Below are 24,202 nucleotides of genomic sequence, written 5' to 3'. Positions count from 1 at the left end.
CTCAGCGGTTGTACGGCTCGGACAGGAGCGGGCGGGTGTTGGTGAGGACCTGCTCGTAGTTGGCGCGGATCTTGGCGGCGTCGACGGCGACGGCAGGCTCAGGCTTGCCGACCGGGACCTGCCAGGTGGGGAGGGCGCCGGTCAGGGCCCAGGCTGCCTGGCGGGCCGCGCCGAGGGCGACGTACTCCGCCGGCTCCGGGAGGACGACCTCGGCGCCCAGGAGGGCCGGGGCGAGGGCTTGTACGGAACGGGAGCGGGCGCCGCCGCCCAAGAGGAGGACCCGGTGGACGGGGAGCCCCTGCGCGCGGAGAGCGTCGACGGCGTCGGCGAGGCCGCAGAGGAGGCCCTCGACCGCGGCGCGCGCCATCGTCGCTGGCTGCATGGTCGCGCGGGTGAGGCCGTAGATCAGGCCGGTCGAGTGCGGGAGGTCCGGCGTACGCTCGCCGTCGAGGAACGGGAGCAGCACCAGGCCGTCGCTGCCGGATGAGGTGATCGCGGCCTCGTCGAACGCGGCCAGGTCGAGGCCGAGCATGTTCGCGGTCGCGGACATCACGCGGGCCGCGTTCAGCGTGCAGACGAGCGGGAGGTACTCGCCGGTCGCGTCCGCGAAGCCGGCGACCAGGCCGGTCGGGTCCGCGGTCGGGTCGGCCGAGCGCGCGAACGCCGTACCGCTGGTGCCGAGCGAGACGGCGACATCGCCGGGCTGCAGGTCGAGGCCGAGCGCGGCCGCCGCGTTGTCGCCGGTGCCGGCCCCGATCGCCGCACCGAACGCCGTCTGCCCGACAACCTCAGCCGGCCCCGCCACCCGCGGCAGAGCCAACTGCCGCCCGAACGCCAGCTCGACCAGGTCAGTCCGATAGCTGTTGGTCGCCGCCGACCACCACCCGGTCCCCGAGGCATCTCCTCGGTCGGTGGTGATCCCGTCAATCCCGTGCCGATCGGCTGCCAGCCGATGGGTCATCCAGTCGTGAGGCAGCACAACGGCCGCCGCCCGCTGCGCGGCCTCCTTGTTCCGCACCCACCGCAGCTTCGTAACGGTGAAGGAGGGGACCGGGACCGAACCGATTGCTTCGGCCCACGCCTCGGGGCCGCCCAGCTCGGCGACCAGTTCTTCGGTGGCGTCGGCCGAGCTGGTGTCGTTCCAGAGGACGGCGGGGTGGACCACCTCGCCGGACTCGTCCAGCAGGACCATGCCGTGTTGCTGGCCGCCGACCGCGATCGCCTGGACGCCGTCCAGTAGACCGTCGGAGGCGATCTCCCACGCGTTCCACCACTCCGCGGGGTCCACCTGGGTGGCGTCCGGGTGGGGTGCCCGGCCCTCGCGTACCACCGCACCGGTCTCGGCGTCACACACCAGAACCTTGGTCGCCTGGGTGGAGCAGTCCACCCCGGCGACCAGCCTCAGCTCAGTCATGCTCCGACGCTACAGGGCTTCGAGCGTGGCGCGTGCACCGATCTCGTGGAGCGACTCCAGAGCAGCCCGGTACTGCGTGACGAACCGCTCGTCCGACGCGAGCTCACCGAACAGATCCGGATCCGAGATGAACACCAGCGGATCGTCCCGGTTGTGCTGCGCCCGCTCGACCAGCTTGTCCCGCAGCCGGTCCACGACCTCGATCGGATCACCCTGCTCGTCGGCGCCCTCGGCGTACCGCGCCCAGGACGCCACGACCAGGACCGAACGCTTGATCTCACGACCGGCCGCCAGCTGCTCGCGCACGACCGGCAGCAGCCACTTCGGGATCCGGTCCGAGCTCTCCGCGCACAGCCGCGCCAGCGTGTCCCGCACCTCCGGGTTCGCGAACCGCTCGATCAGCTGGTGCTTGTACCGATCCAGGTCGACCCCGGGCACCGGCGGCAACGTCGGCGTACCTTCGGCGTCCATGTAGCCGAGCAGGAAGTCGACGAACAGCTTGTCCTGACACACCTCGTGCGCGTAGCGATAGCCGGCCAGGTACCCGAGGTAGCACAGCGCCTGATGCGAGGCGTTCAGCAGCCGCAGCTTCATCAGCTCGTAGGGCTCGACGTCCTCGACGATCTGTACGCCGACGTCCTCGTACGCCGGCCTGCCGACACCGAAGTCGTCCTCGAGCACCCACTGGGTGAACGGCTCGCACACCACCGGCCAGCCGTCCTCGACCCCGAACCGCTCCGCCAGCGCCTCCCGGTCCGCGTCCGTCGTCACCGGCGTGATCCGGTCGACCATACAGTTGGGGAACCGCACCTCGTTCTCGAGGAACTCGGCGATCTCAGGGTCCTTCAGCCGCGCGAACGCCGACAGCATCTTCCGCGCCACGTGCCCGTTACCCGGGATGTTGTCGCACGACATGACGGTGAACGGCGGTACGCCGGCCGCCCGCCGCCGCGCCAGCGCCTCGACGATGAACCCGAACGCGCTCCCCGGCGTCGCGCCCGGCTCCAGGTCGGCCGCCAGCGAGGGATCGGAGGCGTCCAGCTCCCCCGTCACCTGGTTGACGTGATACCCGCCCTCGGTGATCGTCAGGGACACGATCCGCGTCGCCGGGTCGACCATCCGAGCCAGCACGGCGTTCGGATCGTCCGGCGCGAACAGGTAGTCGACGATCGACCCGATCACCCGCGGCTCGAGCGTCCCGTCCGGATACTTGACGACCAACGTGTACAGCCCGTCCTGGGCGGACATCACGTCGGCCATCCGCCGGTCCTGCGGCAGTACGCCGACGCCGACGATCCCCCAGTTCAGCGCCTTCCCGTCGCTCATCAACCGGTCCAGGTACATCGCCTGATGCGCCCGGTGGAACCCGCCGACCCCGAAGTGCACGATCCCGGGCGTCACCGCCGTACGGTCGTAGGAGGGCACACCAACCTCATTGCCCAGGGCATCGAGAGTGGAAGCGGCCAGTTTCACTTGACCGCCCCCAGCGACAGACCCTGGACGAGTTTGTCCTGTGCGGCGAAACCGGCGATCAGCACCGGCAGCGACACCACGATCGACGCGGCACAGACTTTGGCGAGGAACAATCCTTGGCTGGTCACGAACCCAGTCAAGAACACCGGCGCGGTCTGCGCCACTGTGCCGGTCAGCACTCGGGCGAACAGCAGCTCGTTCCAGCTGAAGATGAAGCAGATCAGCGCGGCCGAGGCGATACCCGGCGTGACCACCGGGGCGACCACGGACCGCAACGTCCGGGTCAGTGACGCCCCGTCGACGGATGCCGCCTCGAGGATCTCGACCGGGACCTCGGACAGGAAGCTGCGCAGCATCCAGACCGCGATCGGCAGGTTCATCGACGTGTACAGGATGATCAGCAGCCAGATGTTGTCCAGGAACCCGACCGACTGCGCGAACAGGTAGATCGGCAGCAGGCCGGCCACCACCGGCAGCATCTTGGTGGACAGGAAGAAGAACAGGACGTCGGTCCACTTCTTCACCGGCCGGATCGACAGCGCGTACGCCGCCGGGAACGCGAGCAGGATGACCAGCGCGGTGGACAGGATGCTCGCGGTCAGCGAGTTCGCGATCGACGGCCACGGCCCGCTGTCGAAGAACGACCGGTAGCCGTCGAGGGTCAGCGGCGCCGCGATGTCCGGCGGGTTCTTCGCCGCGTTCTCCTCGGAGTGGAACGACGTCAGCAGCATCCACAACACCGGTAGCACGAACAGGATCCCGACGATCCACGCCACCCCGCTCAGCACGAACCCGCCGCCCCGGTTCTTCTTCCCGGTAACGATCGTCACCTGGCCGCTCATCGACCGGTCTCCTCTCGGAACAGGGTGGACACCGACCGCAGCGCGAACGTCGCGATCGCGATCGTGCCGATGACCACGATGACGCCGGCTGCCGAGGCGCGGCCGTAGTCGTGTGCGGTGTAGAAGGTCTGGTAGATCGTGTACGGCAGGTTCGCCGTACCCAGACCGCCGGACGTGATCGTGAAGACCGCGTCGAAGTTCTGTACGACGTAGATCGATCCGAGCAGCGCGGACAGCTCGAGGTACTGCCGCAGGTGCGGGAGCGTCATGTAGCGGAAGATCTCCCACTGGTTCGCGCCGTCGATCCCGGCCGCCTCGATCACGTCGAGCGGCCGGCTCTGCAGACCGGCCAGCAGGATCAGCATCATGAACGGCGTCCACTGCCAGACCAGCGCGAAGATGATCGACCACAGCGGCTGGTTGCTGATCCAGTCGGGTTGTGGCGCGTTGTCACCGAAGATCCACTTCAGCACGCCGTTGAACAGACCGTACGTCGGGTTGTACAGCGCGTGCTTCCACAGCAGGGCCGCGGCGACCGGCACGACCAGGAACGGCGTGATCATCATCGTCCGGACCGCGCCGCGACCGCGGAACTTGCGGTCGAGCAGCAGTGCGATCAGCAGACCGAGGACGAGGCTGATCAGAACCACGCCCGCGGTGAGCACGATCGTCACCCAGATCGCGTGCCGGGTGTTCGCGTCGGTCAGCACCCGGCGGAAGTTGTCGATCCCGGCGAAACCCTTCTCGTCCGGGTAGTACGCGTTCCAGTCCATGAACGACACGATGATCGTGACCACGAACGGCAACTGGGTGACGATGATCATGAAGACCAGGGCCGGCAGCAACGGCCCGCGCCGGGCCCAGTCGCCGGCCTTGCGCATCACGGTTCCCTCGGGCGGCGCCGAGTGACGCCGGGGCTTGGTTTCGGTTTCAGGCTTGGCATCGACGGACATGTCTGCTCCCCCTCACTTCGCCTGTCGCGAGCGGTACCGCTCGGCGACGTCGTCGGCGAGCTCCTGCCCGCGGTTCAAGGCTTTGTCGACGCTCATCCGCCCGGCGATCGCCGAGCTCACGTCCTGACTGACCTGGGTCCCGAGGTCCGGGAACTCCGGGATGTCGACGAACTGGATCCCCGGCGCCGGCCGCGGCTGGGTCCCCGGGTTCTTCGGGTCGGCGTTCTCGATCGCCGACTTGGTCGGCTCCGCGAACGCGGACGCCTCCTTCACGTACTCCGGGATCTCGTACGTCGACGCACGCTTGCCGGCCGGAACGTTGGACCAGCCAACCTTCTCGCCGACGAGCTTCTCGTAGTCCTTGCCGGAGGCCCAGGAGATGAACTTCCAGGCGTTGTCCTTCTTCTTCGAGGCTTCCTGGATGCCCCAGGCCCAGGCGTACAGCCAGCCGGAGCTGTCGGTCTTCACGACCGGCGCGGGCGCGTAACCCATCTTGCCCTTCACCGGCGAGTTCGGCGCTTCGAGCGATCCGGCGGCCGACGTCGCGTCGTACCACATCGCGACGTTGCTCTGGATGGTGTTGTTCAGGCACTCGGTGAAGCCGGCCTGCGGCGCGCCCGCCTCGCCGTGCGCGCGGACGAGGTCGACGTAGAACTTCGTCGCCTCGGTGAACGCCGGCGAATTGACCTGGGCCTGCCAGTCCTGGGTGAACCAGGTGCCGCCGAAGGTGTTCACGACCGTGGTGAGCGGAGCGAACAGCTGACCCCAGCCGGGCTGGCCGCGCAGGCAGATGCCGCGCATCCCGGGCTGGGCGTTGTCGACCTTGGCCGCGATATCCGCGACCTCCTGCCAGGTCGGCTTCGCCGGCATCGTCACGCCCTTGGACGCCAGGATGTCCTTGCGGTACATCAGGAACGACGACTCGCCGTAGAACGGTTCGCCGTAGATCTTGCCGTCGTCCGCGGTCATCGACTCGGTCATCGGCTTGAGGATGTCGTCCTGGTCGAACGCCGAGTCCTTGTCGATGTAGTCCGACAGCGGCGCGATCCACTTGCTCTTCGCGTAGATCGGGATCTCGAAGTTGCTGACCGACGCCACGTCGTACTGACCGGCCTGGCTGGAGAACTCCTGGCTGATCTTGTCCCGGACGTCGTTCTCCGGGAGCACGGTGAAGTTCACGTGGATGCCGGTCTGCTTGGTGAAGTTGTCGGCGGTGAGTTTCTGCAGGTCGACCATCTGCGGGTTGTTCACCATCAGCACGTTGATGCTGTCGGCGCTGTCGCCGCCACCGGCGCCACCACCCCAGCCGGCGCAGCCGCTGGCCGCGCTCAGCACCAGCGCGACACCGACCGCCGTAAGCCTTCGTCCGGGCACTAGCCGCTCCTTCGCTGTGTCCTCCTAGAGGCGTGCTCATTTGAGCACACCTCCGCTCACAGCATGAGTGAACAAGGAAGGGACTTGACCTGTCAAGGGTCTGTGCAACACTTGGGTCCGATGGTGCTCATATGAGCGGGGAGGGTTTTGATGGAGTCCGTCGGGCCGGCACAGTTGGTGCTCACCGCGTCGATCGCACGTCGGTACTACGTCGACGGCCGGTCCAAGGTGGAGATCGCCGACGAGTTCCGGCTGAGCCGGTTCAAAGTCGCGCGGTTGCTCGATCAAGCGCGCAGCAGTGGGCTGGTGCGAATCGAGATCAGCCACCCGGGCGCCATCGACCTCGACCTGTCCGCGCGGTTGCAGGAGTCGCTCGGGCTCCGGCGCGCGATCGTGGTCGACACTCCTGAGGTCGACGAGCCGGCTCTGCGGACCCAGCTCGGCAAGGCGGCGGCAGACCTGTTGTCGGAGATCGTCACACCCGAGGACGTGCTCGGGCTGGCGTGGGCTCGTGCGGTGACCGCGATGACCGAGCAGTTGACGTCGCTGGCGCCGGTACCGGTCGTCCAGCTGACTGGGGCGTTGACCCGACCGGATGTCGAAGCGAACTCGGTGGAGCTCGTCCGCCACACGGCGCGGCTGTCGGGCGGACCGGCGTACCTGTTCTATGCGCCGTTGGTCGTGCCGGACGCGGCGACGGCGCGGGCGCTGCGGCAGCAGCCGGAGGTGGCGGAGGCGATCAGCCACTTCGACTCGGTCACCAAGGCCGTGGTCGGGCTCGGATCATGGGCGAGCGGGCAGTCGACGCTGTACGACGCGATGGACGAGAACGCGTGTGAACAGCTGGAGAAGCGCGGGGTCGTCGCGGACATCTCCGGGGTGTTCGTGGACGCGGACGGCGCGCCGGTGCAGAGCCGCGTGACCGACCGGGTGATCGCGATCAACGCCGAGCAGATGGACAAGATCGACGAGGTGATCGCGATCCCGTACGGGCTCGCGAAGGTCGCGGCGGTGCGTGCCGCCGTACGTAGCGGGCTGGTCAACGGGATCGTTACCCACGCACCTCTGGCGAAGGCCCTGCTGAACGAGACAAACTGACCCGCGATGCCCTTGCCCGAGGTTGAGACCCAGTTGCTCGGCGGTACTGCGAACCGTGGGCTGGTCGTGCGGGTCGGGGACACCGTCCGTCGCCCGTTGCGCCCCAGCAGCCAGGCCACGCACGCGCTGCTCGAACACCTGGAGCGGGTCGGGTTCGCGGGCGCGCCGCGGCTGCTCGGGATCGACTCGCAGGGACGCGAGGTGTTGTCGTACCTGCGCGGCGAGACGGTCACCACGCCGTACCCGGACTGGTCGATGACGGACGAGGCGCTGGACAGCGTGGCGCACCTGCTGCGGGAGTACCACGAGGCGGTGGCGGACTTCCGGCCCGTCGGCCTGGAGTGGGCCGAGCCGGTGCCGCCCGCGTATGTCACGGGGCTCATCAGCCACAACGACCCGAACCTCGACAACGTGGTCTTCCGGGACGGCGTCGCGGTAGCGCTGATCGACTTCGACCTCGCCGGCCCGGGTTCACCGTTGTGGGACGTCGCCACCGCGGTCCGCCTCTGGGCGCCGCTCCGGCCCGACGCAGACATCCACGACGTACGCCGGGGCCGCTCGTTCACCCGCCTCCGCCGCTTCGCCGACGCCTACGGCCTGACCGACCCCGACCGCCTCCGCCTGGTCGACGCCGCCGCCGACAACCACATCTGGTGCATGGCCTACGTCCGCCACGGCGCCGAATCCGGCCACCCCTGGTTCCACCAACGCTGGACCACCGGCGAATCCGAACTCACCAACCGCACCAACACCTGGTTCAGTCAGTCGGCGGCCGCGCTTCACCAGGCTCTCCTGGACTGAGCGCGCGCTCGGCCTCGGCTTGTCCCTCGTGATAGTTCTCGTAGGACCGCCGGACCCAGTGCGGAACGAACACCGCCGAAGCTGTCGGCAGCCAAGGCACTTCGGCGTCGGTCAGCAGCGTCAGTCCGAAGCCGACAGCGGTCAGCCCGACCAGCACGAGCCAGCCGTTCCGGGAGATCCAGGGGCCCTCTGCGGCAATCAGCCCGCGACGGGTCGCCATGCCCACCAGCAGGAGCACCGCCGACAGCGCGACAACGGCCACCAGGCCGACGTAGACCCACCCATGGACATCGGCCCACTCGCCGTGGTGCAGGAGCATGAGCACGACCTGCAGGGTCGTGCCGGCGGCGACGAACGCGTACACCGCAGCGCCCAGCTTCATCTTCGGCATGTCTGGTTATCGCGGGGTGGGATTGGCTGTTACTGCAGGAAGTGGCAGAGAATGTGGTGTGCGTTCACGGGTGGTGTTGCTGGCTGGGCCTTCGGGGGCGGGGAAGTCGCGGTTGGCGGAGCAGGTGGGGTTGCCGGTGGTGCGGCTGGACGACTTCTACCGGGACGGGGACGACGAGGCGATGCCGCGGTCGCCGCTCGGGATCGTCGATTGGGACGACCCACGGTCCTGGGACGGTGAGCGGGCGGTCGCGGCGCTCGAGCAGTTGTGTACGACGGGTGCCGCGGACCTCCCGATCTACGACATCGCCGCCGACGGCACGGTCGGTCACCGCCCCGTCACCACCGAGGGTTCCGCCCTGATCGTTGCTGAGGGCATCTTCGCCGACCAGATCGTCGGCGCGCTCCGCGACCGGGACCTGCTGGCCGCGGCGATCTGCGTCTACCACCACCGGATCGTCACGTTCTTCCGCCGCTTCCAGCGCGACCTCCGCGAGCACCGCAAACCCCCGCTGACGCTGCTCCGGCGCGGCCTCCTGCTGCTCCGCGACGACCCCGCGGTCGTCCGCCGCTGCGTCGAAGCCGGCTGCGAACCACTGCACCCGAAGGCCGCCCGCCGCCGGATCGAGATGCTTCTCACCCCGTCCACGTCCCAGTAAAACAAGACTGTTTGCCTGGAGTTCACCAACTTCTGATGGCATCGGGCTCGGAACTGTCGGATGCGCTCGGGGGCGAGTAGCTGGACGGAGAGGGACCGTGACGCGGACTGCGCGGAGTCAAGCCGTGGGCGCTGCCGTTGTAGTAACCGCCTTGCTGCTGGCTGTCACCGCCTGCGGCGACGAGAACGGTTCGTCGGCCACCGCCGCAGAGACCCCGGCCACCAAGCATTCGCTGTCGGGCCCGGCCCAGAAGTCGAAGGGCTCGCTCGCCGGCCTCGCAGTACTGCCCCGCGGGTACGTCGCGGACCCGCGCGCCAACGCCACCGGCCCGTTCACCGCGACCGGTTACCTCAACACCTGGTCGGCCGATCCCGCGCTCGACCGCGCCCTCCTGCTCAACGCCGGCTTCGTCGAAGGTTACCGCGCGTCCCGACTCAGCCCCGACAAGAAGAAGCGCTTCACGCTGCAGTTGTTCAAGACCGGCTCGGCCGGCAAGGCAGCTGTCCTCCAGAAGGGCCTCTGGAGCCAGGACACCCACGAGCACCCGTTCGACCTTCCCGGCGCGCTTTCCGACGCCCGGATCGAGTTCGACGGCGGAACCGACCAGTCCAACGCCGTCGCCGAGGTCAGCCTCGCCGTCGGGCCGATGGTCGTCGAGATCAGCGTCCGCGAGGTAGGTGCCCTGGGCAGCAATCTCACCCCGGACACCGCGCTCGCCTCGGCACTCGCGACGGAACAGCGAGCCCGCCTGACAGCAACCTCGAGCTAACCGATCCTGTCGATCACCAGCGGACCCGGCTCGTAGGAGTCCGACACGGCCACCGCGTCGGCCAGCGACTCCAGCGCACGTTCGATGCGGCTCGGGTCATCCGTGTGAAGGGTCAGCAACGGCTGACCTTCCTGGATCTGATCACCCGGCTTGGCGTGCATCTCGACCCCGGCCACCGCAGACACCGGGTCCTCCTTGCGAGCCCGCCCGGCCCCGAGCCGCCACGCGGCCACCCCAACAGCAAGTGCATCGAGCTTCGACAGCGTGCCAGACGCAGGAGCCGGTACGGCGTGTTGCTCCGGCGCGACCGGGAGCTCCGCGGACGGATCGCCGCCCTGGGCCGAGATCATCGCGCGCCACGCGTCCATCGCCGTACCGTCGTTGAGCTTCTCAGTCGGGTCGATGTCGGTGACGCCGGCCGCGGCCAGCATCTCCTTGGCCAAGGCAACGGTCAGCTCGATCACATCCGCGGGGCCGCCACCGGCCAGCACCTCGACCGATTCCCGGACCTCGAGCGCGTTACCGGCGGTCAGACCGAGTGGGACGGACATGTCGGTGAGCAGGGCAACGGTCTTCACACCGGCGTCGGTGCCCAGAGCAACCATGGTCTCGGCGAGTTCGCGCGCGTCGGCCAGCTCCTTCATGAACGCGCCGGAGCCGACCTTCACGTCCAGCACCAGCGCACCGGTGCCCTCGGCAATCTTCTTGCTCATGATCGAGCTGGCGATCAACGGGATCGCCTCGACCGTACCGGTCACATCGCGGAGCGCGTACAGCTTCTTGTCGGCCGGTGCCAGCCCGTCGCCGGCCGCGCAGATCACCGCGCCAACGTCCTCCAGCTGATGCATCAGCTCGTCGTTCGACAGCGCCGCACGCCAGCCCGGGATCGACTCGAGCTTGTCCAGCGTCCCGCCGGTGTGCCCCAGTCCCCGACCCGACAGCTGCGGTACGGCGACGCCGCACGCCGCCACCAGAGGCGCCAGCGGCAACGTGATCTTGTCGCCGACGCCGCCGGTCGAATGCTTGTCCGCGGTCGGCCGGGACAGCTTGCCGAAGTCCATCCGCTCGCCGGACGCGATCATCGCCGCGGTCCAGCGGGCGATCTCGCGGCGGTTCATGCCGTTCAGCAGGATCGCCATCGCCAGCGCGGACATCTGCTCGTCGGCAACCTCGCCCTTGGTGTAGGCGTCGATCACCCAGTCGATCTGCCCGTCGCTCAGCTCGCCCTTGTCCCGCTTGGTCCGGATGACATCCACCGCGTCGAAACTCATCAGTTCTCCAAGTCCTCCGGCCCGAACGCGTCGGGCAACAACTCACGCAACGGGCGCGGTCCGGTCGGCGTCTCCAGCAGCAGGCCGGGCCCGCCGTTCTCGTGCAGCAACTGGCGGCAGCGCCCGCACGGCGTCAGCAGGTCCCCATGATGGTCCACACAGGTGAACGCCACGAGTCGTCCGCCGCCGGTCCGGTGCAGCTCCGACACCAGGCCGCACTCGGCACACAACGTCAGCCCGTACGACGCGTTCTCCACGTTGCACCCGGCAACAATCCGCCCGTCGTCGACCAACGCCGCAGCCCCGACGGCGAACCCGGAGTACGGCGCATACGCCTGCTGCATCACGCCGACCGCGGTCTGCCGCAACAACTGCCAGTCGATGTCCATCGCCCCAGCATCCCTCACCACCCGCCCAACCCCCATTTGCCTGGCTGACCCATCAATTTGGGGGTTCCCCACCCGGAACCACGGTGCGCAACCCCCCATTTCGCTGGCAGACCCAGCAAATCGGCTGGTCTGCCAGGCAAATGGGGGGCGCGGGTGTGGTTACTCGGTGACGTAGGGCTCACCATCGGCCTTCGGTGCTCTCACTCTGCCGACCAGGCCGGCGACCGCGATGATCGTGGCCAGATAAGGGGCCATCAGCAACAGCTCGCCGGGGATCGGGACCTGGATGATCTGCAGCTGGGACTGCAGCTGGGTGGCGAAGCCGAAGAACAGCGCCGCGACCGTCGCCCCGATCGGGTGCCAACGGCCCATGATCAGTGCGGCGAGCGCGATGAACCCGTTGCCCGCGGTCATCTCCTTGGAGAACGAACCGGCGTACCCGACGGTGAAGAACGCACCGCCGAGTCCGGCGAGGATGCCGGCCGCGAGCACCGCGGAGTACCGGATCCGCTTGACCTTGATACCGACCGTGTCGGCCGCCTTCGGGTGCTCGCCGACCGCGCGGATCCGCAGACCCCAGCGGGTCTGGAACAGCACGAACGTGACGACCGCGACCGCGAGATAGGTCAGGTACACCAGGATCGTCTGGTTGAACAGGATCGGCCCGAAGAAGGGGATGCTGGCCAGACCGGGGATCTTGATCGCCGACAACACCTCCGGCGTGTTGAGCTTGTTCGCGTCAGGTTGCAGGAACTCGTCGAACAAGAAGCCGGTGATGCCGGTCGCGAAGACCACGAGCACGACACCGAGCACGACCTGGTTGACCAGGTACTTGATCGAGAACACGGCCAGCAGCGCAGCCATCAGTACGCCGGTCGCGGCGGCCGCGATCAGGGCCGCGGCCGCGCTCCCCGTCGTACTGGAGACGACGGCCGCGGTGAATGCGCCGACCAGGAACTGGCCCTCGATCGCGATGTTGATGACGCCGGCCCGCTCGGACAGCACGCCGGCGAGCGCACCCAGGATCAGCGGGGTGGCGAAGTTCAGCGTGCCCTGGAACTGGTTCGCCAGCGGGAACGTCTTGCCCGCGGAGGCCCAGCACAGGAACGCACCGATGAAACAGATGCCGAGCAGCGCGGCCAGCCAACCGGCGTACCGCTGCGGCACCCGGCGCACGATGTAGGCGGCCGCGGCGGCCACGCCGATCAGGCCGAGCAGCAGAGCCACCGCCTGCGCGGGCAGATGGAGCAGGTTGTTCTGCAGGTCGCCGGAGACCAGCTGGAACGTCGCCTTGCCGCCCTTGGTGAAGATCGCGAGCAGCAGGCCGATCAGTGCGAACACCAGCATCAGGCCGCCGACCCGCAACCGCCTGGTCCGATCGGCCGGTGCCTCGATGACCTGCGGCTTCGCGGGCGCCGCGGGAACCGCGTCGGGAGTCGTCTCGCTCATCCGTTCCAGCCTTTCGCGAGGACGGCGCCGCTGCCGCGTTCCTTCGGCAGGAAGCGGAAGATCGAGCGCACCAGGGCCGGGGCCGCGACGAACAGCACGATGACGGCCTGCAGGACTGTGGTCAGGGTCAGCGGCGTCTGCGTGATCAGCTGCATCTGCAGACCGCCGGCGTTCAGCGCGCCGAACAGCAGACCGGCCAGCACGGTGCCCAGCGGCGTACCGCGGCCGAGCAGCGCGACCGTGATCGCGTCGAACCCGACCGACGCCGCCACACCGTCGGTCAGCGGCAGGTCGGTCCCGAGCACCTGCTGGGTGCCGGCCAGACCGGCCAGCGCGCCTGCGACGACCATCGCGATGATGTACGCGCGGCCGACCGACATGCCCGCGGTCCGCGACGCATCGGCGTTCGCACCGACGGCGCGCAGCTCGAACCCGATCGTGGACCGGTTCAGCAGCCACCAGACGAAGATCGCGGCCAGCACCGAGAGGATGAACCCGCCGTGCAGCCGGGTGTCACCGAACTGCGGGTACTGCGCGTTCGAGTCGACGATCGGCGAGATCGGGTCGGTCCGCCCGGGGCGCTGGAACGCCGAGGTCGTCAGCAGCCAGGCGAGCAGATAGATCGCGACGTAGTTCAGCATGATCGTCACGATCACCTCGTGGGCGCCGGTGCGCGCCTTCAGCAGGCCGACCACACCACCCCACAGCGCGCCGCCGAGCAGGCCGGCCAGGATCGCCACGATCAGGTGCAGGCCGGCCGGCAGGTGCCAGGCGAACCCGACGTACGCCGCCAGGATCGCGCCGGCGATCAGCTGGCCCTGGGCACCGATGTTGAACAACCCGGTCCGGAAGGCCAGCGAGACCGCCAGGCCGCCGCAGATCAGCGGGGTTGCCTGGGTCAACGATTCGCTGATCGCGGTGACCGAGCCGAACGCGCCGAGGGCGAGCGCCTTGTAGGCCTCACCGACGGCACTCGCGGCGGCGGAGATCGTGTCCATCGGCGCGGCGCCGAAGTACCCCATGGCGGTCTTCACCTGGTCGTCGCTGACGATGATCAGGATCGCGCCGACCACCAGGGCCAGCACGATCGCGCTCAGCGAGACCAGGCCCTGGATCGCCCACGACGGCAGGCCGGACCGCTGCGGTTCCTTGGCCGGTGCGGGCTCGGCCGGAGCCGGCTCGACCGTTGTGTCTTTGTCTTCTTCGGGGCTCATCTAGATGGTTCCCAACGTGGTCGGGTTCTCGATCGCGACGTCGTGCGCCTCGGACTTGGAGGCGCCGGCCATCATCAGGCCGAGCTCGTCGCGTGGGGTGTCGGCCGGTACGACGCCGACCACCTTGCCGCGGTACATCACCGCGACCCGGTCGGTCAGCGCCGCGATCTCGTCCAGCTCGGTGGACACGATCAGGACGGCGGTGCCGTTGTCACGTTCCTCGACGATCCGGCTGTGCAGGAACTCGATCGAGCCGACGTCGACGCCGCGGGTCGGCTGCGAGGCGACCAGCAGCTTCAGCGGCCGGGACAACTCGCGGGCCAGCACGACCTTCTGCTGGTTGCCGCCGGACAGCGACGACACCGGCAGGTCGATGCCCTGGGTGCGGATGTCGAACTCGTCCACCCGGGCCTGCGCGTTCTTGTCGATCTCGTCGGTCCGCAAGGCCAGCCCGTTGCCGAACGGCGCCTGCCGGAACAGGTCGAGGACGAGGTTCTCCGCGACCGTGAACGAGCCGACGAAACCGTCGTGCGCGCGGTCCTCCGGGACGTAGCCGATCCCGGCGTCCAGCCGCTGTCTGGTCGTCCGGCCGGTCAGGTCCTCGCCGTCCAGCGAGATCTTCCCGGCCGCGATCTGGATCAGTCCGAGCAGTGCCTCGGCCAGCTCGGTCTGACCGTTGCCCTGGACACCGGCGACCGCGAGGATCTCGCCGGCCCGGACCTCGAGGTCCACGTCGTCGACGGCGGTGAACCCGCGCTCGTCGATCACGGTCAGCCCTTCGACCCGCAGTACGACGTCCTTCGGCTGGGCCGGCTCCTTGTCGACGACCAGGTCGACGGCGCGGCCGACCATCAGCTCGGCGAGCTGTTCCTCGGTCTCCGACGGCTCGGCCTGACCGACCACCTTGCCGCGGCGGATCACGGTGATCTTGTCCGCGATCGCCTTGACCTCTTTGAGCTTGTGGGTGATGAAGACGATCGACGTGCCGTTCTCCTTGAGCTGCCGCATGACGGCGATCAGCTCGTCGATCTCGGCCGGGGTGAGCACCGCGGTCGGCTCGTCCAGGATCAGCACGCTGGCGTCGTTGGCGAGCGCCTTGATGATCTCCACCCGCTGCTGGACGCCGACCGGGATGTCCTCGACCAGCGCCTCGGGATCGACCTCGAACCCGTACCGCTCGGACAGCTCGTTGACGAGGGAATCGGCCTTCTTGCGGTCCAGTACGCCGCCGAACCGGGTGTTCTCCCGGCCGAGCATGATGTTCTCGGCAACGGTGAACACCGGGACGAGCATGAAGTGCTGGTGCACCATGCCGATACCGTGCTGGATCGCGTCACTCGGCGAGGTGATCCTGACCTTCTCGCCGTCGATCAGGATCTCGCCCTCGTCGGGCTGCAGCAGGCCATAGAGCATGTTCATCAGCGTGCTCTTGCCGGCGCCGTTCTCACCGAGCAGGCAGTGGATCTCGCCCGGCTCGATCACCAGGTCGATGTGGTCGTTGGCGACCAGCGAGCCGAAGCTCTTGGTCAGGCCGGACAGCTCGAGGTGCATGCGGGCAGCCTCCCCTTCAGACGGCGAGCCAGACTCTTCATACGGCGAGCCAGGAAGGCAGAACCTGTAGGTCTGCCTTCCTGGCTCGCACCGTACTACGCAATCGTGCGGCGGTTCAGGACGCCTTGGGCTGAACCTTCGACTCGATGGTGATCTTGCCGCTGATGATGTCTTCCTTGATCTTGTCCAGGTCCGACTTCACGTCCGCCGGGACCTTGCTGTCGAAGTCGTGGAACGGCGCGATCGCCGTACCGCCGTTCTGCAGGGTGCCGGTGAACTGGGTGTTGTCGAACTTGTTGTCGACGACCGAGACCACCGCGTCCTTCACGGCGACGTCCATGCCCTTCTCGACACTGCTCATCAGCACCGAGCAGTACTCCTCGGCGCTCACGCAGCCGTCGGTGTCGACCCAGATCGCGTTCACCTTGCCGTTGCTGGCCTTGGCCGCCTGCAGACCGCCCAGACCCGACGGGCCGGCGACCGGGAACAGCACGTCCGCGCCCTGGGTGATCAGGTTCTGCGCGTTGTTCTGGCCCTTGGCCTTGTCCTCGAAGTCGCCGGTGAACAGACCCTTCTGCTTCTGGTCGTCCCAGCCGAGCACCTGGACGTTCTTGCTCTTCTGCGTGTTGTAGTAGCGCACGCCCTGGGCGAAGCCGTCCATGAAGATGGTCACGGTCGGGATCTGCAGACCGCCGAACGTGCCGACCTTGCCGGACTGGGTCATCGCGGCGGCCAGGTAGCCGGCCTGGAAGCTGGACTGCGCCGTGTTGAACAGCAGCGGCTTCAGGTTCGCGATCGGCGTCTTCGGCGCGGAGTCGACGATCGCGAACTTGATGTTCGGGTTCGCCTTGGCCGCGGCCTCGGTGGCGTCCTCCAGCTTGAAGCCGACGGCGACGATGACGTTGCACTTGGCGCTGACCATCGCGGTCATGTTCGTCGTGTAGTCGTTGTCGGATTTCGACTCGGCCTTGACCTCGGTCAGGCCCTTCTCCTTCACGGCGTCCTGCAGGCCCTTGTACGAGGTCTGGTTGAACGACTTGTCGTCGAAACCCCCCGAGTCGGAGACCATGCACGCCTTGAAGTCCTTGTTGGCGCTGCCGCCAGAGCTGCTGTCGGTCGGCTTGCTCCCACAAGCGGCCACGGCGAGCGTCAGCACGCCCACGATCGCCGTTCCCCGCACGTACTTCTTCACCGGACGTCTCCTTCGTCGACCAGAAAACCTGTGCCACTGCATCTGTCCGGCACGCCTTCCCCCACGTGCCGCATCCGCAGACTATAGGGCGCGCCCCGTCATTCTTTGAACGTCGAGCAGGCCTCGATACCGGAAAGTGACCGGCATTCTCGTCACATTTCGACAACTTCTCCGGCATGGTCACGGGCTGCGGTACCGGCGTCACGGTGTGCACGCTCCGTGGCGGCTCTCACGGTGAGTGGTCGTCACTGTGGGTCTTGACCGTCGCTGGTGCACAATCTCGGGATGAGTCATCAGTTGCTGGTCGCGGACGTGCTCGCCCGGGTCGAGGCGGTACGCGAGGAGATGGTCGACGTACGGCGGGACCTGCACGCGCACCCCGAGCTCGGGTGGCACGAGGTACGGACGACCGAGATCCTCGAGAAGCGGCTGGTCGAGGCCGGGCTGTCCCCGCGCGTGTTGCCGACCGGGACCGGGCTGATCTGCGACATCGGCGCCGGCGACTCGTGCGTGGCGCTGCGGGCGGACATCGACGCGCTGCCGGTGCCGGACGGCGTGGACGCGCCGTGGCGGTCGACCATCGACGGGGTGGCTCACGCGTGCGGTCACGACGTACACACGTCTTCGCTGCTCGGCGCGGCGCTGGTACTGGCCGGGATGGCGCGTGACGGGCAGCTGGACCGGCGGGTGCGGGTGATCTTCCAGCCCGCGGAGGAAGTGATGCCGGGCGGAGCGCTCGGCGTCATCGCAGCCGGCGGACTCGACGGGGTCCGCCGTATTTATGGGCTGCACTGCGATCCGCGGCTGCAGGTGGGTCAGATCGGTCTGCGGGTGGGCGCGCTGACTGCCGCCGCCGACCGGATCCTGGTCCGGCTGACCGGACCTGGTGGTCACACGTCGCGGCCTCATCTCACGGCCGACCTCGTCTACGCGCTGGCGACGCTGGTGTCTGAGCTTCCGGCCGCCTTGTCGCGTCGCGTCGATCCGCGCGCCGGGATGTCGATGGTGTGGGGCCGCATCACGTCCGGCTCGGCGGCCAACGCGATCCCGTCCCGGGGCGAGGCCGAGGGGACTTTGCGCTGCCTCGACGCCAACGCGTGGCGCCTGGCCGAGGAGCTGATCCCGTCGCTGGCCGAACAGATCGTCCGGCCGTACGGCGTCGAGGTCGACGCGGAGGTCACGCACGGCGTACCGCCCGTCGTCAACGACACGGCCGCGATCGGGATCCTGCAGAACGCCGTACACCAGACCCTCGGCTCGAGCGCCATCGCCCCGACCGACCAGAGTCTCGGCGGCGAAGACTTCGCCTGGTACCTGGAACACGTCCCCGGCGCCATGGCCCGCCTAGGCGTCCGCCACCCCTCCACCGAAACCGCCGCCGACCTCCACACCCCCGGCTTCACCCCCTCCGAAGAATCGATCTCCCTGGGCACCACCGTCCTGACCTCGACGGCCCTCCTCGACTAAAACGGACGCCGCTCCGCGGCGGCTGTCCTATCGGACCCCTCCGGCGGTCGAAGGTGGGTGGTGTTGGATCGGCGTATGACGAGTTATCCGCTGCTTGATGTGCGGGTCAGTACGCCGCGGTTGGAGTTGCGGGGTGCGACCGATGAGCTGTTGGGCGAGCTCGCGGAGGTGGTGCGGGCCGGGAAGACGGATGCCGAGCCGCCGCCGTACGACGACCCGATCTCGCTCTACGAGCCGGATCCTGATCAGCGGGTGGCCAAGTGGTTGCGAGCGATCTGGCGCGGGCGCGGCAAGGTCGAGCCTGATGCTTGGCGGCTGTACTTCGTGGCTGTCGTGGACGGACGTCCGGTCGGGATGCAGGACCTCATCGGGGTCAACTTCTCAACCCTGGGCACCGTCACGAGCTTCTCGTGGTTGTCTGCCGATGAGCGCGGTCGTGGGCTCGGGCGTGAGATGCGCGCTGCGATCCTGCACCTCGCGTTCGAGGGGCTCGGGGCGAAGGAGGCCGGGAGTGATGCCTTCGTCGACAACCACGGCTCGAACGCAATCTCCCAAGCTCTCGGCTACGAGCCCAACGGCACAGACTGGGCCACCCGCCTGGGCAAACCCGCCCTCCTCAACCGCTGGCGCCTGACGAGAGACAACTGGCGACGCCGGGCCGACATCCAACTCCACAACATCGAGGCCTGCCAGACCTACCTGCCGCTGTCCTGACGCACGCAGGACGCACGCCAGCCCGACTTGCTCAACGCCGACGCGCGAAGCGGCAACGGCTGTCGGGTACGCACCTAGCGCCTCCGCTAGCAACGTTCGGGTTGTATTCCCTCCCGAGGGTTCTCCCCTGCTGTTGCGCCTTCTCACCTCGTACACCAGCAGAGAAGGGACAACACGCGCGGATAACCCTTCCTGTTGCGACCGGCGAGCGGTCGTGACGACCACAACCTTCCTGCCGAGGCACAGGTGTGGCGGGACCCTGCACATGGAGCGGATGCCGCCGGAGGCGGCCAGCACAGCCGCCGCGGAGCGGTGTCCTTTCCCGGCTCTAGAAGGTGTCGGCGGGGACGTAGACGCCCCAGACTTCTCGGAGGGTGTTGCAGACTTCGCCTACTGTGGCTCGGGCTTTGAGGGCCGTCTTCATGGGGTAGAGGCAGTTTTCGTTGCCTTGGGCAGCTTTCTTGAGGGCGGCCAGGGCCTCGTCGACGGCGGTCTGGTCGCGGGTGGCGCGGAGGTCGGCGAGGCGGGCGGTTTGCTGGGCCTCGATGGTGGGGTCGACGCGGAGGGGCTCGTACGGCTCCTCCTCCGCGATCTTGAACTTGTTCATACCGACCACGACCCGTTCGACCGAGTCGATCTCCTGGGCGATCTGGTACGCCGACCGCTCGATCTCCTGCTTCTGGAAACCCTTCTCGATCGCGGCGACCGCCCCGCCGTACTCCTCGACCTGGTCCATCAGCTCGACAGCGGCGGCCTCGACCTCGTCGGTCAGCGACTCCACGACATATGAGCCGGCGAACGGATCCACCGTTGCGGTGATGTCGGTTTCATATGCGAGCACCTGCTGCGTGCGTAGCGCGAGACGAGCGGCCTTCTCGGTCGGGAGCGCGATCGCCTCGTCGTACGAGTTGGTGTGCAAGGACTGCGTTCCACCGAGTACGGCGGCCAGGCCCTGGATCGCCACCCGCACAAGGTTGACCTCGGGCTGCTGCGCGGTCAGCTGTACGCCGGCCGTCTGGGTGTGGAAACGCAGCATCAACGACTTGGGGTTGCGAGCACCGAACGAGTCCCGCATCACCCGCGCCCAGATCCGCCGCGCCGCGCGGAACTTCGCGACCTCCTCCAGCAGCGTCGTCCGCGCGACGAAGAAGAACGAGAGCCGCGGCGCGAACTCGTCCACGTCGAGCCCGGACGCGACCGCGGCGCGGACGTACTCGATCCCGTTCGCCAGCGTGAACGCGATCTCCTGCGCGGGCGTCGCCCCGGCCTCGGCCATGTGGTAGCCGGAGATCGAGATCGTGTTCCACCGCGGCAGCTCCGCCTGGCAGTACGCGAAGATGTCGCTGATCAGCCGCAACGACTCCTTCGGCGGGTAGATGTAGGTCCCGCGGGCGATGTATTCCTTCAGTACGTCGTTCTGGATCGTGCCCGTGAGCTTGTCCGCGGAGACGCCCTGCTCCTCGGCTACCAACTGGTACAGCAGGAGCAGCACCGAGCCCGGCGCGTTGATCGTCATCGAGGTGGACACCTGGTCCAGCGGGATCTTGTCGAACAGCACCCGCATGTCGTCGATCGAGTCGATCGCCACCCCGACCTTCCCGACCTCACCGGAAGCGATCGTGGCGTCGGAGTCGTACCCCATCTGCGTCGGCAGGTCGAACGCGACCGACAGGCCCATGGTCCCGTGGTCGATCAGCTGGTGGTACCGCTGGTTCGACTCCGCGGCGGTCCCGAACCCGGCGTACTGCCGCATCGTCCACGGCCGCTGCGTGTACATCGTCGGGTACACGCCCCGGGTGTACGGATACTGCCCCGGCTCCCCCAGCTTCGCCGCCGGGTCGAACCCGTCCAGCGGCCCGTACACCGGATCGAACTCGAACCCCGACTCGCTGCGATGACTCATGCCCCAAAGGTAGGCGAACCACCGCCCGACTGGTATGACGCCGAGCACGCCTGGCGACCCGCCCGCTCCCAGCTGTTGACTCGTGACGTGGCTCACAGGACGCTGCGACGGTATGCACCGTCGACCGGGGAGGGGCGACATGCGAAGAACTTCTGCTCTGATCGCAGTACTGGCTGTCGTAGCGAGCGCATTGGCCGCAGGACAGGCGGCCACCGCAGTACCAGGCCGAGGAGGTGACGGCCTCGAGGTGTACGTCGGAGACCTGAGCGCGCAACAGCTGCAGAAGGTCGTCGACACCGGAGTGGACCGCTCGGACCTTGCCACCGGCCAGGTCCGGGCGTCCGACGGGAAGGTCAAGGTCGAGGTCGTGATGTCGGAGCGGCAGGCCGCCAAGCTCCGCTCGGACGGCGTCGATCTGAGCGTCAAGCAGGTCAAGGGCCACGCAGCCTCCGACGAGGCCGCCAGGCTCGCCGCGGCCGGCCCGACCGTGTTCCGCCCGTACAGCGGCCCCGGCGGTCTCTACGAGGAGCTGACCCAGACAGCGGCCGCACACCCGTTGCTGGCCAAGCTCGTCACGATCGGTACGACGGTCCAGGGCAAGCCGATGGTCGCAGTCAAGGTGAGCCTGGGCGCCCGCCTGCTGCCCGACGGCGCCAAGCCTTCGGTGCTGTACTCCGGCACCCAGCACGCCCGCGAGTGGATCACCCCGGAGATGGTGCGCCGGCTGATGCACTACGTGATCGACGGCTACGGCCACGATGCCGACATCACCAAGCTGGTCAACACGACCGAGCTGTGGTTCCTGCCGGTGGCCAACCCCGACGGCTACGACTACACGTTCACCGGCGACCGGTTGTGGCGCAAGAACCTGCGCGACAACAACGGCGACGGGCTCATCGCCCCCGGCGACGGCATCGACCTGAACCGCAACCTGCCGACCAAGTGGGGGTACGACAACGAGGGTTCGTCACCCGACCCGAGCAGCGACACGTACCGCGGTCCGGCCCCGGCCTCGGAGCCGGAGACGAAGGCCCTCGACCAGCTGTTCCGCAAGGTCCGCTTCACCGAGCTGGTCAACTATCACTCCGCCGCCCAGCTGTTGCTGTACGGCGTCGGCTGGCAGGTGAGCACACCATCGCCGGACGACGTGATCTCCGAGGCGATGGCCGGCGACGACGCGAATCCCGCAGTACCGGGTTACGACCCGGACATCTCGGCCGAGCTCTACACCACCAACGGTGAGACCGACGACCATGCGGCGAACAGGTACGGCACGATGGCGTTCACGCCGGAGATGTCGACCTGCCAGACCGCGTCCGCCGTCGACCCCGACGACCAGTGGCGGCCGGAGGACTGCGTCAGTATCTTCAGCTTCCCCGACGACGAAGGCCTGATCCAGGCCGAGTTCGCCAAGAACATCCCGTTCGCGCTGTCCGTCGCCAAGTCCGCCAAGGACCCCGACGACCCGGTCTCGGTGGTCGGCCGGAAGGCCGCCGATCTGGTCACGGACCCGTTCACGGTCTCGTACGGCACCACCCAGCCGGTCGCGGTGATCGCGAAGCGGGCCCTGAACAACCTGCGGATCAACTACCGCGTCAACGGCGGCCGAGCGGTGTCCGACAAGGTCTCGGAATGGAAGGGCGGCGAGCGGTACGGCGACACCAACAACCGGTACTACGCCGAGTTCCGCGGCACGGTACGCCGTACCAAACCTGGCGACTCGGTCGAGGTGTGGTTCACCGGCACCAAACCGGGGACGGGCGCCGTCGCCGGCGAACACTTCACCTACCACGTCGCCACCGACATCGGCGGACAGGTACTGATCCTGGCCGCGGAGGACGTCACCGGCGCGAGCCCGGCGCAAGGCGTCACGACAGCGAAGTACGCGAGCAGCTACGCCGCCACACTCGCCGCGTCCGGGATCACCTCCGACGTGTACGACGTCGACGCGAACAACCGGACCGCACCGCACCCGCTCGGCGTGCTGTCGCACTACAAGGCCGTGGTCTGGGAGACCGGCGACGACATCATCACCCGGAAGGTCGGGCAACCGGCCGGCACAGCGGCCGAACTCGCCCTCGACCTGGAACTGTCGGTCCGCGACTACCTCAACGAGGGCGGCAAGTTGCTCTACACGGGCAAGTACGCCGGCTACGCGAGCAACGGGGACGGGGCGTACTACTACAACCCGTTCCAGGAGCAACAGGGTGAGTGCACGGCGCGTGCGTACCCGTGCCTGCCGCTGCTCAACGACTTCGAGCAGTACTGGCTGGGCGCCTACACGCTGGTCGACAACAGCGGCAGCGACAGCAACGGCGCGCCGGTTCCGATCCGTGGCACGGCCGGTGCCTTCAACGGGTTCACCGGGACGCTCAACGGCGGCGACTCAGCCGGCAACCAGGATCACACGAACGCCTTCGTGCTGACCTCGAGCGTGTTGCCCAAGGCCCAGTTCCCGCAGTTCGCGAGCTCGGCACCGTTGAAGTGGAACCGGCCCGGCGGGGCGCCGTTCGAGCCGTTCACCGGTTCGCAGTACGTCTACAGCCGGCAGGCCGACATGAGCTACAAGCGGCTGAGCCGGACAGTCGACCTGAGCGGGATCTCGAGCGGATCGATGTCGTTCAAGTTCTCCTTCGACACCGAGGCCGACTGGGACTTCGTGATGGTCGAGGCGCACACCGTCGGCCAGGACGACTGGACCACGCTGCCGGACATGAACGGTCATACGTCGCAGGACACCGGCCAGAGCTGTCCGGCCGGTGTGGTGCAGCTGCATCCGTTCCTGGCGCACTACCAGGGCGCGGACTGCTCACCGACCGGTACCACCGGCGCCTGGCACGCGACGTCCGGGTCCAGCGGAGGCTGGCAGGACTGGAAGGTCGACCTCACGCCGTACGCCGGGAAGCAGGTCGAGCTGTCGATCACCTACGTCAGTGACTGGTCGACGCAGGGCCTCGGGGCCTTCGTCGACGACGTCTCGATCACGAGGGACGGGGCCACCGAGCAGACGTCGTTCGAGACCGACCTCGGCGGCTGGGCGGTGCCGGGTGCGCCGGCCGGCTCACCGGCGAACCCGACCGACTGGATCCGGACCACGACCGCCTTCGACGAGGGCGCCGGTGTGGCCACACCGGACACGGTGTACCTCGGCTTCGGCGCCGAGGGCCTGACCACACAGGCGATGCGCACCGATCTGGTCCGCCGGTCGATGAATCACTTGTTCACCACCCCGTAACTGGAAAAGCCCTGTCGACACCTGAAGGACACTTCAAATCCCTG

General features: G+C 68.1%; 20 protein-coding genes. 7 read left to right on the top strand and 13 right to left on the bottom strand.

Annotated elements, in window-relative coordinates; genetic code table 11:
* Position 1: 1 nt before the first annotated feature.
* The 5 genes from xylB to OHA10_RS17725 are packed head-to-tail and all read right to left on the bottom strand — an operon-like array spanning position 2 to position 6,056.
* Complete coding sequence (xylB, locus tag OHA10_RS17745) at positions 2–1,414, bottom strand: xylulokinase (RefSeq protein WP_371407318.1); 1,413 nt, start codon at positions 1,412–1,414, stop codon at positions 2–4.
* A gap of 9 nt (positions 1,415–1,423) precedes the next feature.
* Positions 1,424–2,839, bottom strand: a complete 1,416-nt coding sequence (locus OHA10_RS17740; RefSeq protein ID WP_371407317.1) for a mannitol dehydrogenase family protein — start codon at positions 2,837–2,839, stop codon at positions 1,424–1,426.
* A gap of 44 nt (positions 2,840–2,883) precedes the next feature.
* The gene (locus OHA10_RS17735; RefSeq protein WP_371407316.1) at positions 2,884–3,729 is read right to left on the bottom strand and encodes a carbohydrate ABC transporter permease; all 846 of its coding nucleotides are present in this window, start codon (positions 3,727–3,729) and stop codon (positions 2,884–2,886) included.
* The gene (locus OHA10_RS17730) at positions 3,726–4,682 is read right to left on the bottom strand and encodes a carbohydrate ABC transporter permease (protein ID WP_371407315.1); all 957 of its coding nucleotides are present in this window, start codon (positions 4,680–4,682) and stop codon (positions 3,726–3,728) included. Before OHA10_RS17730 ends, OHA10_RS17735 begins: the two co-directional genes overlap by 4 nt.
* Positions 4,683–4,694: 12 nt before the next feature.
* On the bottom strand, positions 4,695–6,056 hold the full coding sequence (locus tag OHA10_RS17725) for a sugar ABC transporter substrate-binding protein (RefSeq protein ID WP_371407314.1): 1,362 nt from the start codon (positions 6,054–6,056) through the stop codon (positions 4,695–4,697).
* 150 nt (positions 6,057–6,206) lie between these two features.
* On the opposite strand from OHA10_RS17725, the gene OHA10_RS17720 reads away from it, so the two are divergent.
* A complete protein-coding gene (locus tag OHA10_RS17720) occupies positions 6,207–7,154 on the top strand; it encodes a sugar-binding transcriptional regulator (RefSeq protein ID WP_371407313.1) in 948 nt (315 codons plus the stop codon).
* Between the two features lie 6 nt (positions 7,155–7,160).
* On the top strand, positions 7,161–7,955 hold the full coding sequence (locus OHA10_RS17715; protein WP_371407312.1) for a phosphotransferase: 795 nt from the start codon (positions 7,161–7,163) through the stop codon (positions 7,953–7,955).
* On the opposite strand, the gene OHA10_RS17710 is transcribed toward OHA10_RS17715, so the two are convergent.
* Positions 7,912–8,346, bottom strand: a complete 435-nt coding sequence (locus OHA10_RS17710; RefSeq protein WP_371407311.1) for a hypothetical protein — start codon at positions 8,344–8,346, stop codon at positions 7,912–7,914. The two genes, OHA10_RS17715 and OHA10_RS17710, sit on opposite strands and share 44 nt — an antisense overlap.
* 58 nt (positions 8,347–8,404) lie before the next feature.
* Here OHA10_RS17710 and OHA10_RS17705 point away from each other — a divergent pair, with 58 nt between their 5' ends.
* Positions 8,405–9,004 carry a uridine kinase gene (locus OHA10_RS17705; RefSeq protein WP_371407310.1) on the top strand — a complete coding sequence of 200 codons (600 nt, stop codon included), beginning with the start codon at positions 8,405–8,407 and terminating at the stop codon, positions 9,002–9,004.
* A 124-nt stretch (positions 9,005–9,128) separates the two neighbouring features.
* The gene (locus OHA10_RS17700) at positions 9,129–9,773 is read left to right on the top strand and encodes a hypothetical protein (RefSeq protein WP_371407309.1); all 645 of its coding nucleotides are present in this window, start codon (positions 9,129–9,131) and stop codon (positions 9,771–9,773) included.
* Here the strand turns inward: OHA10_RS17700 and OHA10_RS17695 are convergent.
* The 6 genes from OHA10_RS17695 to OHA10_RS17670 form a co-directional block, all read right to left on the bottom strand.
* Positions 9,770–11,044: a thymidine phosphorylase gene (locus tag OHA10_RS17695; protein ID WP_371407308.1), complete on the bottom strand. Its 1,275-nt coding sequence runs from the start codon at positions 11,042–11,044 to the stop codon at positions 9,770–9,772. The genes OHA10_RS17700 and OHA10_RS17695 overlap by 4 nt on opposite strands.
* Positions 11,044–11,433 carry a cytidine deaminase gene (locus OHA10_RS17690; RefSeq protein ID WP_371407307.1) on the bottom strand — a complete coding sequence of 130 codons (390 nt, stop codon included), beginning with the start codon at positions 11,431–11,433 and terminating at the stop codon, positions 11,044–11,046. The genes OHA10_RS17695 and OHA10_RS17690 overlap by 1 nt, the downstream gene beginning before the upstream one ends.
* Positions 11,434–11,592: 159 nt before the next feature.
* Positions 11,593–12,882 carry an ABC transporter permease gene (locus OHA10_RS17685; protein WP_371407306.1) on the bottom strand — a complete coding sequence of 430 codons (1,290 nt, stop codon included), beginning with the start codon at positions 12,880–12,882 and terminating at the stop codon, positions 11,593–11,595.
* On the bottom strand, positions 12,879–14,096 hold the full coding sequence (locus tag OHA10_RS17680) for an ABC transporter permease (RefSeq protein WP_371407305.1): 1,218 nt from the start codon (positions 14,094–14,096) through the stop codon (positions 12,879–12,881). Before OHA10_RS17680 ends, OHA10_RS17685 begins: the two co-directional genes overlap by 4 nt.
* Positions 14,097–15,647 (bottom strand): ABC transporter ATP-binding protein, encoded by a 1,551-nt coding sequence (locus tag OHA10_RS17675; RefSeq protein WP_371407304.1) that lies wholly within the window; start codon positions 15,645–15,647, stop codon positions 14,097–14,099. It abuts the gene before it with no gap.
* Between the two features lie 115 nt (positions 15,648–15,762).
* A complete protein-coding gene (locus OHA10_RS17670; RefSeq protein ID WP_371407303.1) occupies positions 15,763–16,839 on the bottom strand; it encodes a BMP family protein in 1,077 nt (358 codons plus the stop codon).
* Positions 16,840–17,124: 285 nt separating this feature from the next.
* Between OHA10_RS17670 and OHA10_RS17665 the strand changes: the two genes are divergently transcribed.
* Entirely contained in the window at positions 17,125–18,306 is a 1,182-nt protein-coding gene (locus tag OHA10_RS17665) for an amidohydrolase (RefSeq protein ID WP_371407302.1), read from the top strand.
* 75 nt (positions 18,307–18,381) lie between these two features.
* Positions 18,382–19,020, top strand: a complete 639-nt coding sequence (locus tag OHA10_RS17660; protein ID WP_371407301.1) for a GNAT family N-acetyltransferase — start codon at positions 18,382–18,384, stop codon at positions 19,018–19,020.
* 328 nt (positions 19,021–19,348) lie between these two features.
* Here the strand turns inward: OHA10_RS17660 and OHA10_RS17655 are convergent, their stop codons facing one another.
* The gene (locus OHA10_RS17655) at positions 19,349–20,923 is read right to left on the bottom strand and encodes a methylmalonyl-CoA mutase (RefSeq protein WP_371407300.1); all 1,575 of its coding nucleotides are present in this window, start codon (positions 20,921–20,923) and stop codon (positions 19,349–19,351) included.
* A 139-nt stretch (positions 20,924–21,062) separates the two neighbouring features.
* Between OHA10_RS17655 and OHA10_RS17650 the strand changes: the two genes are divergently transcribed.
* Positions 21,063–24,158 carry a M14 family zinc carboxypeptidase gene (locus OHA10_RS17650; protein ID WP_371407299.1) on the top strand — a complete coding sequence of 1,032 codons (3,096 nt, stop codon included), beginning with the start codon at positions 21,063–21,065 and terminating at the stop codon, positions 24,156–24,158.
* Positions 24,159–24,202 lie beyond the last annotated feature (44 nt).

The sequence above is a fragment of the Kribbella sp. NBC_00662 genome, from assembly GCF_041430295.1.
In the GTDB taxonomy this organism is placed as follows: Bacteria; Actinomycetota; Actinomycetes; order Propionibacteriales; family Kribbellaceae; genus Kribbella.
Note: the sequence above shows the minus strand (reverse complement) of the source record. Positions and strands in the feature narration are given on the sequence as shown.